Origin of the sequence: Mesorhizobium sp. KR1-2, from assembly GCF_040045035.1 — a bacterium.
Taxonomy (GTDB): domain Bacteria; phylum Pseudomonadota; class Alphaproteobacteria; order Rhizobiales; family Rhizobiaceae; genus Pseudaminobacter.
In genome coordinates, this window is the sequence record NZ_JBDZDS010000009.1 from 1 (window position 1) to 15,725 (window position 15,725).

The window sequence follows — 15,725 nt, forward strand, 5'->3', positions numbered from 1 at the left end:
TGAGACCAAAACCACGAAGGAGAAAAGCAGGACCTTGACCACCACCACCGAACCGAAACATACCTGAAAGGCGGGTCAATTCTCGGCGGAAATCCCGGGTCAGTTCCTGGCGGAAATCAACACTGTACGCATAAAAGTTCCTTTCAACGAACGGGATGGAAACGGAAGAGGCGCGTGCCGTCGGTCGGGTCGGTGACGATGCTGGCGCGGACGCCGAAGACGGTGCTGACGCGTTCGACGGTCAGCACCTCTTCCGGGGCACCGAGCGCCACCAGCCGGCCGCCGGTGAGCACGCCGACCCGGTCGCAGGAGAGCGCCTGGTTGAGATCGTGCAGCGCGATCACCGTGGTGATCGGGAGCGTTGTGACGAGCCCCAGCAGCGAAAGCTGGTGCTGGATGTCGAGATGGTTCGTCGGTTCGTCGAGAAGCAGGATTTGCGGGCGCTGGGCAAGGGCGCGGGCGAGGTGGACGCGCTGCCTTTCGCCGCCGGAGAGCGTCGCCCATGAGCGCCGCTCGAAGCCTTGCATGTCGGCGTCCGTCAGCGCCTTGGCGACAATCCTGTCGTCTTTCGCGGACCAGGGCTGCAGCGGTGTCAGCCAGGGGGTGCGGCCAAGTTCCACGGCATCGCGCACGGTGATGGCTTCGGAGGTTTCGGTCTGCTGCTCCAGAAAGGCGATCAGCCGGGCCGCTTCCCGCCTTGGCATGTCGGCAAGCGCGCGTCCCCTCACGCGCACTTCGCCGGAAGATGGCGCGCGGATGCCGGCCAAGAGCTTGAGCAGTGTCGATTTTCCCGATCCGTTCGGCCCGACCAGCCCAAGGGTTTCGCCCTCTTTTACGGTGAGGTCGACGTTCGACAGGATGGGCGCGCCGCGGGCGATCGAGCCGAGATTTGTGGCTTCCAGGATCATCGGGCGCGCCGTCCGCGGATGAGGATCGCGGCAAAGGCCGGTGCGCCCACCAGGGCGGTGATGACACCGATGGGCAGGACCTGGCCCTTGATGATCGTTCTGGAGAGCACGTCGGCGGCGATGAGGAAGGCCGCGCCGATGAGCGCCGTGGCGGGGCCGAGCCGGCCGTGCCGAACGCCGACCAGGAAGCGCGCCGCATGGGGAATGACGAGGCCGACGAAGCCGATCGAGCCGACGATGCTGACCATCACCGCCGTCACCAGGGCGGTGATGCCGATCAGCGTGACCTGGACGGTCCGCACTGGCACGCCGAGCGAGGCGGCCGATTCCGATCCGAAGGCGAAGGCGTCGAGCGCGCGGGCATACCAGATGCAAGCGAGGAGCCCGAGAAGGGCGACCGGCACCGCCAGCCAGACATCGGGCCAGCGCGCGCCGCTCAAATTGCCGAGCAGCCAGAACATGATGCCTCTTGCCTGCTCGGCATTGGCGGACTTGGTGATGATGAAGGAGGTCAGCGCGTTGAAGAGCTGTGAGCCGGCAATGCCTGCGAGCACGATCTGGCCGGTGCCGTGAAGCGTCACGCCGCCGCCCGCGGCCCGGGCCAGGACCGCCACCAGCAGGAAGGCCGCGACGGCACCGGCAAAGGCGCCGAGCGACATGGAGATCGCGCCGGCGCCAAGGCCAGCGACGGTCACCATCACCGCGCCGGTTGAAGCTCCAGCCGAGATGCCGAGCAGATACGGGTCGGCCAGGGCGTTCCGCAGCAGCGACTGCAGCACCATGCCGGAGATCGCCAGTCCCGAGCCACAGCAGGCGGCAACGATGGCGCGCGGCAGGCGGTAGTTCCAGATGATCCCCATCTCGATGGGATCGAGCACATAGGCCGTGCCAAAAATCTTGTTGGCCAGCGTCTGCAGCACCACACCGACGGTGATGGGGGTCTCGCCGATGCATGTGCCGGCAAGGATCGCGGCCGCGAGCGCAAGGAAACCCAATATCCCCCGGCCGAGCCGGGAGATCTGCGCTTGTCGGACAAAAGCCAGGCTCACTTCGCCAGTCCGAATTTCTCGAGTGAGTCGGCGAGGGCCTCGATGCCGGAGACCGTGCGGATGGTCGCGTCCATCGCGTGGGCGTCCATGACGACGATGCGGTTGTTCTTGACCGCATCCATCTGGCTGGCGACCGGATCGGTCTTCAGGAATTCGAGCTTCTTCTCGTAGTCGTCGGCCGGGAAGCGCCGGCGATCCATCCTGGCGATGACGATGATCGTCGGATTGGCCTTGGCGATGGTTTCCCAGCCGACCACCGGCCACTCTTCGTCCGACCCGGCGATGTTCCTGATGCCGAGCTTGTCCATCATGTAGGCCGGCGCCCCCTTGCGCCCTGCGACATAGGGATCGATGTCCATCTCCGCGCTGGAGAACCAGAACACGGCCGATACATCCTTGAGGTTGAGCGCCTTGGCGCGCTCGACCGCGGCGGCTTCGCGCTTGGTCAGGTCGGCGACGAGTTCCTCACCCTTGTCCTGCATGTCGAAAATGGTGGCCAGCTCCCGCACGCCCTGATGGATCGCCGCGGTCGAAAACAACTCGCTGCGGGTGCCGTCAACGCCTATCGTGTTATCTTTCGCGACGCAGTCCGTCGGCAGCACATAGGTGGGGATGCCGACATCGTGGAACTGCGTGCGGGTGGCGACAATGCCGCTCGGCCCGACATGCCATTCGAACTGCACGGCCACCAGGTCCGGACGCTTGGCGACCACGCTCTCGAAGCTCGGGTCGTTGTCGGCCAGCCGCTCGATCTTGTCGTTGATCGCCTTGAACTGCGGCAGCACTTCGGTGAACCAGACCGAGGTGCCGGAGACCTTGTCGCCGAGGCCGAGAGAGTAAAGAACTTCGGTCGCCGCCTGGCCGACCGTGACAGCGCTTGCGGGCGCCTTGTCGAAGGCGATCTTCTCCCCGCAGTTTTCGAGGGTCAGCGGATATTTGGTGGGCTCGGCCGCAGCAGTGGCCGTAAGGAATGCAAGGCTGGCGGCAGCAAGTGCCAGGCGCGAAGCTGTCATGACGCGAAGATCTCCGATCTGTGGGTGGCCGGGATCGAAGGATTCGGGTCAGCACGACGATGATCGCTCACGCCCGAATGGGCATGACGCAACTGCAATCCACCTGTGGTGTACGACATCGACAAACCTCCCCGGACATCCCCGCCCGGCGCGTTGAGTTTACAGGTGTCGGTAGGTCTCCTGACTGACGGGTCATGGTCCTTCTCGGCCTTCCCGGGCAGATACCCAGTGGCATTTTTGAGAAGGTACTAACCGCCTACAGTTGCGGGGGCAGTTTCGTTTCGCGGGTCAAGCCGCGGCGAATTCCCTGTTATTCCCTTGCGGGAACCGACGCATGGTTCCTAGCGGATTGCTTCGCCCGCATCAAGTCACTGAAATGGCGTGGAAAATGGCGACCTTTTTCCTTGGTCTTCGCCCGATCGCGAAGGAAACCGTCGGAAATTCATTGCCTGACACTGATCTGGCCTTCGAGCCATTCGCGGCCCGACTGCCGCGACCAAAGGTCCCGCCCGATGGCTAGGGGGCAGGGAGCCATCACAAGGCATGCCGCAAGACAAAAAGGCGCGCAAGATAGCTGTGCACATCGACCGTGGCGCAGGTCACTTCGTGCAGCCTGTCAACTGGTTCTCTTTCGATTGGGAACACTCCCTTTTCCTTAACCTCTACATTTTTCACAACGCAGGTGCGGCCGGTTTTGTCTGTGAGCTTGGCGTCATAGGTGCCGGCCGGCGTGTCCTTGATGACCAATCTTTCGTCGTGGTCGACGGAGCCATCGGGATCGTTCTTCGTCTGGTTCTTTCCCCAATCCTCGGTCCCGGCGGGAGCCAAGTAGAATTCCGTGACGGTGTTTGCGGTCAGGTTCCAGAACTGCAACTTGTTGTTGGCCGCGTTTGCGACTCCTGGGATCACAAGCAGTGCGAAGGCAAAACTGAATGCGTGCATCGTTTTCCTGCCGCAATTTGTGTTGGGGAGCTGATACTACCACCTCCGTCCTCGTCTCTCGAACACCGCAATTGGAACAAGGCCAAGGGCGTTTGGTGCCGTCACGCGCGATTCCCAGGTGATGAGGATTCGGCGGCGGCACCGAGCGCGAGGCCCGGTCTCATCACCAGAAAAATTGGTCCGGCGGCCTCGCCCAGCAGTTTTCGCGAATGCCTGCGAAGTCCCCCAACGCAACGGCCGCTTACGGGCCATGATGTCCCAATAGCAGACCGACCGCTTTCGGCCCCTTTGCCGCCCTTCACCGTTCAGAAATTCCACCCTGCAGGGAGCGCTCGCGATACCTCGCTGCTGCCCTGCATTCCGCCATGCGGTTTTGTCCGTTCCACCGTTAATGAGCGTGGGACTTTCCATCCGACAGGGGCTAGGAGGCGCGGACCGGGTGCAATGCATGCATTTTCCAGGGAGGCAAGGAATATGTCCGAGACCGTTCTTTCCACGCTGTCCGATGGCGTCCTGACGCTTGTCCTCAATCGTCCGGACAAGCTCAACGCCTTCACCGAGGAGATGCACCTGGCACTCCGCGCGGGCATCCAGCGCGCCCATGACGAAGCCGAGATACGTGCCGTGCTGCTGACCGGCGCCGGGCGCGGGTTCTCCGCCGGGCAGGATCTGCGCGACCGCAAACCAGGCCCGGACGGCCCGCCCGACCTCGGCTACACGATCGGCACCTTCTACAACCCGACCGTCCGCCTGATTCGCAGCCTGCCCAAGCCTGTCGTCTGCGCCGTCAACGGCGTCGCCGCCGGGGCCGGGGCCAGCATCGCCATGGCCTGCGACATCGTCCTGGCCGCCGCATCGGCGCGTTTCGTGCAGTCCTTCTCAAAGATCGGCCTCGGGCCGGATGCCGGCAGCAGCTGGCACTTGGTGCGCCGGCTTGGCGAGGCGCGCGCCATGGCGCTGGCCCTCACGGCGGAACCGCTTTCGGCGCAGCAGGCTGCCGACTGGGGCCTCATCTGGAAGGTGATTCCGGATGACGATCTGATGGCCGAGGCGCGGTCCCTCGCGGCCTCCCTCGCCGCCGGCCCGACCTTTGGCCTAGGCTTGACGAAGCAGGTGATCCAGTCTGCCGCCGAAGGGACTTTCGATGCCCAGCTCGATCTCGAACGCGACAGCCAGCAGGCCGCCGGGCGCAGCGCCGACTATGCGGAGGGCGTCGCCGCGTTCCTCGAGAAGCGCAAGCCGGTGTTTCGCGGCTGCTGAGCGAGGTCCGTTCGCATATCCTTCCGCCCGAGGCGACCGACATTCTGCACTGCGGAAGAAATCTCGCACATGAGCCTTTGACCTTTCACCCGCATTCGCTGTCTTAGAGAGCGAATGAAAACGGAGGACCGGTCATGGAGCAGAATTTTCCCGCGAGGCTCGGAGTCGTAGGTGCCGGCGCAATGGGCGCAGGCATTGCCGAGGTCGCCGCCGCTTGCGGCATTCCCGTCACGCTGCTTGACGCGAGGCAGAATGCCGCCACCGCGGCAATCGACGCGATCCTTGGCCGGGCGTGCAAGCGGCACGCGGCCGGTAAGCTCGAGCAGGCGCAGCTCGACCGGCTTGCCAGCGCTCTCTCCCCCGCCGAAGATCTCTCCGACCTCGCTGCGTGCGATCTGGTGATCGAGGCGATCGTCGAGGACCTCGATGCCAAGCGGGGACTCTTCGCCCAGCTCGAGGACATCGTCGCGCCCGACGCACTGCTCGCCACCAATACCTCCTCGTTGCCTATCGGCGTGGTCGGCGCGGCCTTGCACCATCCGGAGCGCTTCGCGGGTCTGCATTTCTTCAACCCCGTTCCGCTGATGAAGCTGGTGGAGGTCATCCCCGGCCCCGCCACGGCCGCCGCCACGATGGACAGGCTCAATGCCTTCTCGCTCTACATCGGCAAGGAGCCGGTGATCGTCCGTGATACGCCCGGCTTCCTCGTCAATCTCGGCGGGCGCGCCTTCGCGACCGAGGCCCTGGCGACCCTTCAGGAGAACGTTGCCACGCCGGCGCAGATCGACGCCATCATGCGCGACTGCTGCAGTTTCCGCATGGGGCCATTCGAGTTGATGGACCTCACGGGCATGGACGTAAACTTCACCGTCAGCCAGTTCCTGCATCAGAGCCATTTCGCCGATCCGCGCCTGCGCTCAACGCCGCTCCACCGATACATGCTGGAGACCGGGCAGCTGGGGCGCAAGGCCGGGCGGGGCTTCTATTCCTATGCGGAAGGGGCCGCAGCTCCATCGGCCGATGCGCGAACCGATGCTGCTCCGGCAACGCAGGTTGGTCTCGCCGAGAACCTTCCCGAGCTCGCCGAGTTCGCGGCAGGCCTCGGGGTGGAAGTCCTGGCGCAGGACGATGGACGCGCTCCACTGCTTGCGTTCCCGCTGGGGGAAGACGTAACGGCCCATGCGCTGCGCCTTGGTCTCGATCCGCGCCGCGTCGTCGCGGTTGATCTTGCCTTCGACACCACGCGGCGCGTCACGCTGATGACCGCCCCGAACGGTGACGCGGGACTGCGCGATTCGGTCGCCGCCGCCGTCATCGCCAGCGGACGTGCCGTCACGGCAATCGCCGATTCCACCGGTTTCGTCGCTCAGCGGATCGTCGCCATGGTCGCCAATCTCGGCTGCGAGATGGCGCAGATGGGCCTTGCCGCACCGCGGGACATCGACAAGGCGATGCGGCTCGGCCTCAACTATCCGCTCGGACCGCTGGAATGGGCGGAAAGGCTCGGCGCGTCTCGCTTGCTGTCGATCCTGAGGCAGATGCAGGCGCTCAGCGGTGATGACCGTTATCGGCCCAGCCCCTGGTTGCGCCGCCGCGCCGAACTCGGGCTCGACAGCTGGGCGGCTTAGAGCATGATCCCGAAAAGTTGCAGACTTTTCGGACAAGATCATGCTCCAAAAACAAGAGCTTAGAGCGAGACTTTCTCTAATCCGCCATCAGCTCCTGCACGGCCTCTTTCAGGATCGGCGCCAGCACGCTGCGCATGTTGGCCTCCGACACGCTCCCGGTCGCGAAGGGAATCGTGATGGCGGCCAGCTCGTTGTCGGAGGATATGCCCACAGCCACCGCTCCGATCCCGCGGCGCCAGATGTCGCGGGCAAAGGCGAGGCCGCTGTCGTTGATGCTCTGCTGCAGGAGCGCGTTGAAGGCGGAGACGTTGCCGTCGTGGCGGTTGAGCTCCGACCTGATTCTGCTGGCGAGGATTCGGCGCTCCTTCTCGGGCATGATGCTCAGCATTGCAATCCCGGCCGCAGAGGTCGCGACCGGCATGCGCCCGCCCACGGCAAAGCGCACGGCGAGGAGGTCTTCCCCGACCACCACCTGGACGAAGGTCACATGCAGCTTGTCGAGGACGCACAGGCCAGCCGTCTGTCCGGTCTTCTCGGCCAGCACCTTCAGCAGCGGCGTGGCCCGGTCGATGAGCGCCATGCCGGACAGCACGGAATAGCCGAGATTCAGGGTCTTCGGCGTCAATTCATACGCCCGGCCGCCGCCGCTGTGACGCAGATACCCCATCTTCATGGCGGTGTAGCAGAGGCGGCTGATGGTCGACGGCGGCATGCCCGTCGCCCGTGCGAGGTCGCTGTTCGACATCGACTTCTTCTGTTTCGACAGCACTTCGAACAGTTGCATCCCTCGCGCAAACGCTTCAACGAACTGCCGGTCTTCGTGGCTCACTCGCTCCTCCCCTTTTCCGCAGAGCGGAATGCAATTTTGCTCATTGGCATTGCATAACGCGGCCCAAAAATCCAGTGTCCGGCACCGAAACGGACCGGGGAGCCGGGCCACCGACGGCAACGCCGGAAGGAGGGAGGGAAGAGAGATGCTCACCGGAGATATGCTGCGCCGCTCGGCCGAGCGGTTTCCAGACAAGGACGCGATCATCTGGCAGGAAAGGGCGATAAGCTATCGCGCGCTCGACCTGGCTGCGAATCGCTTTGCCAACGCTCTGGTCGCCAAGGGGCTGGGCAAGGGCGGCAAGGTCGCTATCATCAGCCGCAACCGGCTGGAGTACGGCATCGTCTTCTTTGGCGCGGCGCGCTCGGGCGGCGTTCTCGTCAACGTCTCCGTCCTCTACACGGCGGAGGACCTGGTTTACGTCCTCGACAAAGCCGACGTGGAGATCCTCGTCTACGAGGATGTCTTCGCCGCCAAGGTCGAAGAGGCCTGCAAGTCCCTGCCGCGCATTCGCGAGCTCATCGTCCTGGGTGAGCCCCGCTCCGGCGCGCAAGGCTTTGATGCGGTGCTGGACTCGGCTCCCGAAACGGCCCCCGCCGTCGCCATGACGGAAGACGATCCCTTCTCCATGACCTATACCGGCGGCACCACCGGCCGGCCGAAGGGCGTTCTTGCCAGCCACCGCAACCGCACCATCACCGCCCATACGGTGATGATGCACGAGAATATTGACGAACGCGACGTCGTGGGCATCGTCACCCCGCTCTTCCACGTGGCGGCGCTCAACATCATGTTCCAGCCCGCGGTTCTGGCTGGGGCGACCTGCACATTCCTGAGCAAGTGGGACGTGCAGGAATTCTCCCGCATGGCGCAGCGTACCGGGATGACCGCCTGCTTCATGGTGCCGACCCAGGCGTCCATGTTGATCTCCGACCCTGCATTCGATGCCGACAACTTTGTTCGGTGGGAAAAGCTGGCTTTCGCCGGCGCGCCGATGCCCAACTGGGTGCAGCGTGCCCTGATCGAAAAGCTCCCAGCGCTGGAACTTACCCAGATCTACGGCCAGTCCGAGGTTGGCGTCATCACCGTGCTGGGCCACTGGCATCTGCCCGAGCGGCTCGGCTCGATCGGCAAGCAGGCCTACAATGTCGATCTCGCCCTGGTCGATCCCGATGGCAACCCGGTCAAGCCGGGCGAGGTCGGTGAGCTCGTCTCGCGCGGCGACAATGTCATGCTCGAATATTACAACGAGCCCGAGCAGACCGCGAAGTTCTTCAAGCACGGCTGGGGTTGGACGGGCGATCTCGCCGTCGCCGACGAGCAGGGATTCATCACCCTCGTCGACCGCTCGAAGGACATGATCATCTCCGGAGGCGAGAACGTCTATCCCAAGGAGATCGAGGACGCGATCTACCAGCTCGAAGCCGTTGCCGAGTGCGCGGTGTTCGGCATACCCGACGACAAATGGGGCGAGGTGCCGGCCGCCTATGTCCAGCTAAAGGCCGGTGCAAGTTTGCCCGAAGCCGAACTCGCCACCCATTGCGAGGCCAAGCTGTCGCGCTTCAAGCGGCCCCGTCTGGTGAAGTTCGTCGAGAGATTCCCCAAGACCCCCATCGGAAAGATCCAGAAGAACCTGTTGCGCGAACCCTACTGGGCAGACCGGGAGAAGAGAATATGAGCATCGACACCGCCAGCTATCGCCGTCTCAAGTTCGACTGGCCGGACGCGGGTATCCTGCGGATCACGATGGAGAACCCCGGCCGGCTGAACTCGGCCGACGCCATCATGCATGGTGAACTCGTCCGCGTCTGGCGCGACATCGACGCAGCCGAAGATGTGCGCGCCGTCATCATCCGTGGTGCGGGCGAGGCCTTCTCCTCGGGCGGCGATCTCGACCTGGTCAAGGACATGACCGAGAACTTCCACACGCTCACCCGCGTGTGGAAAGAGGCCCGCGACCTCGTCTACAACATCATCAACTGCTCCAAGCCCATCGTCTCGGCCATGCAGGGCCCGGCGGTCGGCGCCGGTCTGGTAGCGGGCCTGCTGGCCGACGTCTCCATCGCCACGAAAACCGCCCGCATCATTGACGGCCATACCCGTCTCGGCGTCGCCGCGGGCGATCATGCCGCCATCGTCTGGCCGCTGCTCTGCGGGCTGGCCAAGTCGAAATACTACCTTCTGCTGTGCGAGCCCGTCTCGGGCGAGGAAGCCGAGCGCATCGGCCTCATCTCGCTCTGCACCGAGGACCACGAGCTGCACGACAAGGCGCTCGAGGTCGCTCGCAAGCTTGCCAAGGGTTCGCCCACGGCGATCCGCTGGACCAAGTATGCGCTCAACAACTGGCTGCGCATGGCAGGGCCGACCTTCGACACCTCGTTGGCGCTGGAGTTCATGGGCTTCACCGGCCCGGACGCGCGCGAGGGTCTGCAATCGCTGAAGGAGAAGCGTCGTCCGAACTTCTCCGACACCTGCCCTCTCTGAGTGAGCATAATGACGGAAGCCTTCATCTGCGCCGGTGTGCGCACTCCCATCGGCCGCTTTGGCGGCGCTCTGGCCAGCGTGAGGCCCGACGACATGCTGGGCCTCGTCCTGGCCGAGCTGCTTAAGCGCGCACCCGGCCTTGATGCTTCGCAGATAGACGACGTCTTCACCGGCTGCGCCAATCAGGCCGGCGAGGACAATCGCGACGTTGCCCGCATGGGCGTGCTTCTGGGCGGCCTGCCGCAGACGGTGTCGGGAACGACGATCAACCGTCTCTGCGGCTCGGGTCTCGACGCGGTCGGTCTCGCCGCCCGCTCGATCATTTCGGGCGACGCCGATGTCATCATCGCCTCTGGCGTCGAAAGCATGACCCGCGCGCCCTTCGTCATGCCGAAGGCGACCTCGGCCTTCTCGCGCACGGCGGAAATCCACGACACCACCATCGGCTGGCGCTTCGTCAATCCGGTCATCAAGCGGCAGTACGGCATCGATTCAATGCCGGAGACCGCCGAGAACGTGGCAGAGCGCTTCAAGATCAGCCGCGAGGACCAGGACGCCTTCGCGCTGCGCAGCCAGCTTCGCACCGTGGCTGCTCAGGCCGCCGGCGCCTTCGATAGCGAGATCACCCCCGTCGTCATCCCGCAGCGCAAGGGCGATCCCATCGTCGTCGCGCAGGACGAACACCCCCGGGCCACCAGCCTCGACAAGCTCGCGGCGCTGCCCACTCCGTTCCGTCAGGGAGGCTCGGTCACCGCAGGCAATGCCAGCGGCGTCAACGATGGCGCCGCGGCGGTTCTGGTCGCCTCGGCCGACGCAGTGAAGCGTTTCGGCCTCACTCCGCTCGCCCGCATTTCCGGCATGGCCACCGCCGGGGTCGAACCCGCGATCATGGGCATCGGGCCGGTTCCGGCCAGCCGCAAGCTCATGGCGCGGCATGGCCTTTCCATCGGCGATTTCGATCGCATCGAACTGAACGAGGCCTTCGCGGTTCAGGCTCTCGCCTGCATGCGCGAACTGGGCCTGCCTGACGATGCCGAGCAGGTAAATCCCAACGGCGGCGCCATCGCGCTCGGTCATCCTCTGGGCATGTCCGGCACCCGCCTGGCGCTCACCGCGGCACTGGCCCTCGCCAGCACGGGCAAAGGCCGTGCCCTCTGCACCATGTGCGTGGGCGTTGGTCAAGGCATCGCCCTGGCGCTGGAGGCGGCATGACCGAACAGGATTTGGTCCTCGTCGAACGACAGGACGGCGTCGCCATCGTCCGGATCAATCGGCCGGAGGTACTCAACGCGCTCAGCATGCCGCTGCGCCGCCGCCTGGCCGAGGTCTTCGAGAGCTTCACCGCCGAAAGCGACCTGCGCGCCGTCGTCCTGACGGGCGATGATCGTGCCTTCGCCGCCGGCGCCGACATCGCCGACATGGCGCAGATCGGTACGGTCGACATGTACCTGCGCCACAACGAGCGGCTGTGGGGGGCGATCGCCAACTGCCCGCAGCCGGTGATCGCCGCGGTCAATGGCTACGCCCTTGGCGGCGGCATGGAACTCGCCATGCATGCCGACATCATCGTCGCTGGCCGCTCCGCCAAGTTCGGCCAGCCCGAGGTCAAGGTCGGCATCATGCCCGGCGCGGGCGGCACCCAGCGGCTGACCCGCGCGGTGGGCAAGTTCAAGGCAATGAAGCTGTGCCTGACCGGCGAGATCATCCAGGCCGAGGAAGCCCACGCCATGGGCCTGGTCAGCGATCTCGTCGAGGACGACCAGGTCTTCACCCACGCGCTTGGGCTGGCCCGGCGCATCGCATCCCTGCCGCCCATCGCGGTCGAGCAGATCAAGGAGGTCATCCTGCACGGGCAGGACGCCTCCCTTGGCGCCGCGCTGACGATGGAACGCAAGGCGCTGCAGATATTGTTTTCAACCGCCGACAAGAATGAGGGCATGGCCGCTTTCCTGGAAAAGCGCAAACCCTCCTATACCGGCCGCTGACACTGGGAGGCACACGATGGACCTTGGCATTTCGGGCAGGACAGCCCTCATCCTCGGCGGCAGCAAGGGGCTTGCCCGCTCCTGCGCCGAACACCTAGCGCAGGCAGGCGTCCGCGTCGTGGTCAACGGGCGTGACGCCGAGGCAGGCGAGGCCGCCGCGAAGGCCCTCGGCAACGGCGCGATCTTCCTTCAGGGCGACGTCTCGCAACCCGGCGCTGTGGACGAGGTCATCGCCGCGGCAGAAGCGCAGGCGGGTCCCATCTCGATCCTCGTCACCAATGCCGGCGGTCCGCCGCCCGGCCTCTTCACCGATCACGATGTCGACGTCTGGCGCCGTGCGCTCGAGGTCAACATGCTGTCGGCGGTCGGTGCCGCCCAGCGCGTGCTGCCCGGCATGCTGGCGGATGGCTTCGGCCGCATCGTCAACATTACATCCTTCGCTGTGAAGGAGCCCTATCCCAACATGGCGCTCGCCAACTCCGTTCGCGCCGGCCTCACCGGCGCAATGGCGACGCTGGCTCGCGAGGTGGTGGACCGGGGCGTGACTGTGAACAACGTCCTGCCCGGCCTGATGGCCACCGGCGCGCTTGACCGGGTGATCCGCGCCCGCGCCGCCCGCGACGGCATCAGCGAGGCGGAGGTCGTCACCGCCATGGCCGGGTCCGTCCCGGCCAAGCGCCTCGGCGAGGCGGACGATTTCGGCCCGATCTGCGCGTTCCTGTGCTCGCGCCACGCCAGCTACATCACGGGACAGAACATCGCCGTCGACGGCGGTCTGGTCCGTTCGCTGCTCTGATATTTTCCGCACTGCAGAACAAATGTCTGCAATGCGGCTGTGACTTAGTACTGCCGGCCCCCTAGAGTGGCGGCACCGAAATGGGAGGAAATTCATGAAGAGATATATGTTGTCCGTCGCGCTGGCGACGGCCTTGGCCACCACCGCGCATGCGGATATGTCCGGCGGCGCCGTCAAGATCGGCGTCCTGACCGACAAAAGCGGGGTCTTCTCCTCGCTCGCCGGTGAGGGGTCGGTCGTCGCCGCGCAGATGGCGATCGAGGATTTTGGCGACAAGCTTGGCGTGCCGGTCGAACTCGTCAGCGCCGACCACCAGAACAAGGCCGACGTCGGCACGCAGATCGCCCGCCAATGGTATGATGTCGAGGGCGTGGACCTCATCGTCGACGTGCCGAATTCGTCCGTGGTTCTGGCCGTTCAGGAACTTGCCCGCGAGAAGAACCGCGTGCTGATCGCCTCGGGCGCGGGTACTGCCGGCCTCACCAACGAGGCTTGCTCACCAAACGGCATCCACTGGACCTGGGACACCTACTCGGTCGCCGTCTCCACCGGCAAGGCGATGGTGAAGCAGGGCGGCGACCGCTGGTTCTTCCTGACGGCCGACTACGCCTTCGGCCATACGATGCAGAAGGACGTCTCGGCAGTGGTCACGGCGGCGGGCGCTGAGGTGGTCGGCAACGTGGTCGCTCCGCTCAACACGGCCGATTTCTCGTCCTATCTGCTGCAGGCTCCGTCGGTGAACGCCAATGTCATCGCGCTGGCCAACGGCGGCACCGACACGATCAACTCGCTGAAGCAGGCGCAGGAATTCGGCCTCACTCAGCAGGCGCGCATCGCAGGCCTGGCGATCTTTCTGACTGATGTGCATTCCATTGGCCTCGAAGCTGCGCAGGGGCTCTACCTCACCACCGGCTTCTACTGGGATCGGACGGAGGAAAGCCGCAACTGGTCGAAGCGCTTCTTTGAGCGTCACGGCGCGATGCCCACCATGTCGCAGGCTGGCGTCTACTCCGCCGTCACCCACTATCTGAACGCCATCGCCAAGATCGGCGACGACAGCGCGGGTCCCGTCATCGCCCAGATGAAGGCCACGCCGGTCAACGACTTCTTCGCCCAGAATGGCGTGATCCGTGACGACGGCCGCATGGTCCACGACATGTATCTGGCCCAGGTGAAGACGCCTTCGGAATCGACCGGCCCCTGGGACTACTACAAGATCCTCAGCACCGTGCCCGGTGACGAGGCATTCCGTCCCCTGTCGGAAAGTGCCTGTCCGCTGGTCGCGAAATAGGCCGAGGCAAGACGAGATGGCACGCGGGCCCCTGCAGGGGCCCGCCAATGCGGGAGGGGCTGAATGGCTGACGATATCGTTCTGAACGCGTCGGGTCTTGTGATGGAGTTCAAGGGCTTCCGCGCGGTTGATGGCGCGAACCTCGACATCGCCCGCGGCTCGATCCATGCGCTCATTGGGCCAAACGGGGCGGGAAAATCCACCTGCTTCAACCTCCTCACAAAGGTGCTGACCCCTACTTCGGGCAGTATCCGCTTCGAGGGGCGCGATATCACCGGCCTCAGCCCCGCCAATGTCAGCCGCCTGGGCATTGTCCGTTCGTTCCAGATTTCGGCCGTCTTCGGCTCCATGACCTCGCTCGAGAACGTCCGCATCGCCCTGCAACGCCGGCGGCATGGGGATTCATGGGATTTCTGGCGCTCCGACCGGGCGCTCGCGTCCCTCCACGACGAGGCGATGGAACTGCTCTCCTCCGTCGGCCTCGCCGACTATGCGGGGCATGTCGCCGACGACCTGCCCTACGGTCGCAAGCGCGCGCTCGAGATCGCCACCACGCTGGCGCTGGAACCGCGCGTGCTGCTGCTCGACGAGCCGATGGCCGGGATGACGCAGGAGGATGTCGCCCGCATCTCCGCCCTCATCCGCAAGGTCGCCGTAGGGCGCACCGTGGTGATGGTGGAACACAACCTGTCGGTCGTGGCCGATCTCTGCGACCGCATTACTGTCCTCGCGCGCGGCAAGGTCCTCGCCGAAGGCGTCTATTCCGATATCTCGCGCGATCCGCGCGTCATCGAGGCCTATATCGGTGTGCCCCATGCCTGAGACATCCGTCATCCCCATGTTGCAGGTTCGCGGTCTCGAAGGATGGTACGGGGAGAGCCATGTCCTGCACGGCGTTGATTTCGACGTGCACGAAGGAGAGGTAGTGACCTTGCTTGGCCGCAATGGCGCAGGGAAAAGCACCACGCTCAAGGCCATCATGGGCATGCTCAAGCGCAAGCGCGGCTCAATCAAGTTCCGCGGCCAGGAACTCTGCGGCGCCCAGTCGCGGCACATCGCCCGTGCAGGCATCGCCTTCTGCCCCGAGGATCGCGGCATCTACTCCAGTCTCACGGTCGAGGAAAACCTGATGCTGCCTCCGGTCGTGGCCCCGGGCGGCATGTCCGTCGCCGAAATCCATCAGCTTTTCCCGAACCTTGCCGAAAGGCGGCGCAGCCAGGGCACGCGGCTTTCGGGCGGCGAGCAGCAGATGCTTGCGATCGGGCGCATTCTGCGCACCGGTGGGCGTCTCCTGCTGCTCGACGAGCCGACCGAGGGCCTCGCCCCTGTCATCGTCCAGCAGATCGGCGCCACGATCCGCAAACTCAAGGAACGCGGCTACACCGTCATTCTGGTCGAGCAGAATTTCCATTTCGCGGCCACGGTGGCCGATCGGCACTACGTGATGGATCACGGCACCATCATCGACATGGTGTCGAATGCCGATATCGACGCGCATGCCGAAAAGCTGAACGGCTATCTCGGGGTCTGAGGGGGAACC

General features: G+C 64.9%; 15 protein-coding genes and 1 riboswitch. Of the genes, 10 read left to right on the forward strand and 5 right to left on the reverse strand.

Annotated elements, in window-relative coordinates; genetic code table 11:
• Positions 1 to 143: 143 nt before the first annotated feature.
• The 4 genes from ABLE85_RS17380 to ABLE85_RS17395 all read right to left on the reverse strand — a co-directional run bounded on the left by ABLE85_RS17380 (position 144) and on the right by ABLE85_RS17395 (position 3,912).
• Positions 144 to 908: an ABC transporter ATP-binding protein gene (locus ABLE85_RS17380; RefSeq protein WP_348793973.1), complete on the reverse strand. Its 765-nt coding sequence runs from the start codon at positions 906 to 908 to the stop codon at positions 144 to 146.
• Positions 905 to 1,957, reverse strand: a complete 1,053-nt coding sequence (locus tag ABLE85_RS17385; RefSeq protein WP_348793974.1) for an iron ABC transporter permease — start codon at positions 1,955 to 1,957, stop codon at positions 905 to 907. Before ABLE85_RS17385 ends, ABLE85_RS17380 begins: the two co-directional genes overlap by 4 nt.
• A complete protein-coding gene (locus ABLE85_RS17390) occupies positions 1,954 to 2,970 on the reverse strand; it encodes an ABC transporter substrate-binding protein (protein WP_348793975.1) in 1,017 nt (338 codons plus the stop codon). The genes ABLE85_RS17385 and ABLE85_RS17390 overlap by 4 nt, the downstream gene beginning before the upstream one ends.
• A gap of 152 nt (positions 2,971 to 3,122) precedes the next feature.
• Positions 3,123 to 3,317: riboswitch (cobalamin riboswitch) on the reverse strand.
• 187 nt (positions 3,318 to 3,504) lie between these two features.
• Entirely contained in the window at positions 3,505 to 3,912 is a 408-nt protein-coding gene (locus ABLE85_RS17395) for a hypothetical protein (RefSeq protein ID WP_348793976.1), read from the reverse strand.
• Between the two features lie 474 nt (positions 3,913 to 4,386).
• On the opposite strand from ABLE85_RS17395, the gene paaG reads away from it, so the two are divergent.
• On the forward strand, positions 4,387 to 5,172 hold the full coding sequence (paaG, locus tag ABLE85_RS17400) for a 2-(1,2-epoxy-1,2-dihydrophenyl)acetyl-CoA isomerase PaaG (protein WP_348793977.1): 786 nt from the start codon (positions 4,387 to 4,389) through the stop codon (positions 5,170 to 5,172).
• A 134-nt stretch (positions 5,173 to 5,306) separates the two neighbouring features.
• Entirely contained in the window at positions 5,307 to 6,800 is a 1,494-nt protein-coding gene (locus ABLE85_RS17405; RefSeq protein ID WP_348793978.1) for a 3-hydroxyacyl-CoA dehydrogenase, read from the forward strand.
• Between the two features lie 76 nt (positions 6,801 to 6,876).
• Here the strand turns inward: ABLE85_RS17405 and ABLE85_RS17410 are convergent, their stop codons facing one another.
• Positions 6,877 to 7,782, reverse strand: coding sequence for an IclR family transcriptional regulator (locus ABLE85_RS17410; RefSeq protein ID WP_348793979.1), 906 nt, complete (start codon positions 7,780 to 7,782; stop codon positions 6,877 to 6,879).
• Between ABLE85_RS17410 and ABLE85_RS17415 the strand changes: the two genes are divergently transcribed.
• From ABLE85_RS17415 to ABLE85_RS17450, 8 genes are all read left to right on the forward strand, one after another.
• Positions 7,775 to 9,307 (forward strand): AMP-binding protein, encoded by a 1,533-nt coding sequence (locus tag ABLE85_RS17415; protein ID WP_348793980.1) that lies wholly within the window; start codon positions 7,775 to 7,777, stop codon positions 9,305 to 9,307. The two genes, ABLE85_RS17410 and ABLE85_RS17415, sit on opposite strands and share 8 nt — an antisense overlap.
• The gene (locus ABLE85_RS17420) at positions 9,304 to 10,113 is read left to right on the forward strand and encodes an enoyl-CoA hydratase/isomerase family protein (RefSeq protein WP_348793981.1); all 810 of its coding nucleotides are present in this window, start codon (positions 9,304 to 9,306) and stop codon (positions 10,111 to 10,113) included. Before ABLE85_RS17415 ends, ABLE85_RS17420 begins: the two co-directional genes overlap by 4 nt.
• Positions 10,114 to 10,122: 9 nt before the next feature.
• Positions 10,123 to 11,325, forward strand: coding sequence for a 3-oxoadipyl-CoA thiolase (pcaF, locus tag ABLE85_RS17425; protein ID WP_348793982.1), 1,203 nt, complete (start codon positions 10,123 to 10,125; stop codon positions 11,323 to 11,325).
• Complete coding sequence (locus ABLE85_RS17430) at positions 11,322 to 12,098, forward strand: enoyl-CoA hydratase-related protein (RefSeq protein ID WP_348793983.1); 777 nt, start codon at positions 11,322 to 11,324, stop codon at positions 12,096 to 12,098. The genes pcaF and ABLE85_RS17430 overlap by 4 nt, the downstream gene beginning before the upstream one ends.
• 16 nt (positions 12,099 to 12,114) lie before the next feature.
• Positions 12,115 to 12,894 (forward strand): SDR family oxidoreductase, encoded by a 780-nt coding sequence (locus tag ABLE85_RS17435; protein ID WP_348793984.1) that lies wholly within the window; start codon positions 12,115 to 12,117, stop codon positions 12,892 to 12,894.
• Positions 12,895 to 12,988: 94 nt separating this feature from the next.
• Positions 12,989 to 14,185, forward strand: coding sequence for an ABC transporter substrate-binding protein (locus ABLE85_RS17440; protein ID WP_348793985.1), 1,197 nt, complete (start codon positions 12,989 to 12,991; stop codon positions 14,183 to 14,185).
• A 63-nt stretch (positions 14,186 to 14,248) separates the two neighbouring features.
• Positions 14,249 to 15,007: an ABC transporter ATP-binding protein gene (locus tag ABLE85_RS17445; protein ID WP_348793986.1), complete on the forward strand. Its 759-nt coding sequence runs from the start codon at positions 14,249 to 14,251 to the stop codon at positions 15,005 to 15,007.
• On the forward strand, positions 15,000 to 15,716 hold the full coding sequence (locus ABLE85_RS17450) for an ABC transporter ATP-binding protein (RefSeq protein ID WP_348793987.1): 717 nt from the start codon (positions 15,000 to 15,002) through the stop codon (positions 15,714 to 15,716). Before ABLE85_RS17445 ends, ABLE85_RS17450 begins: the two co-directional genes overlap by 8 nt.
• The last annotated feature ends 9 nt before the right edge of the window (positions 15,717 to 15,725 follow it).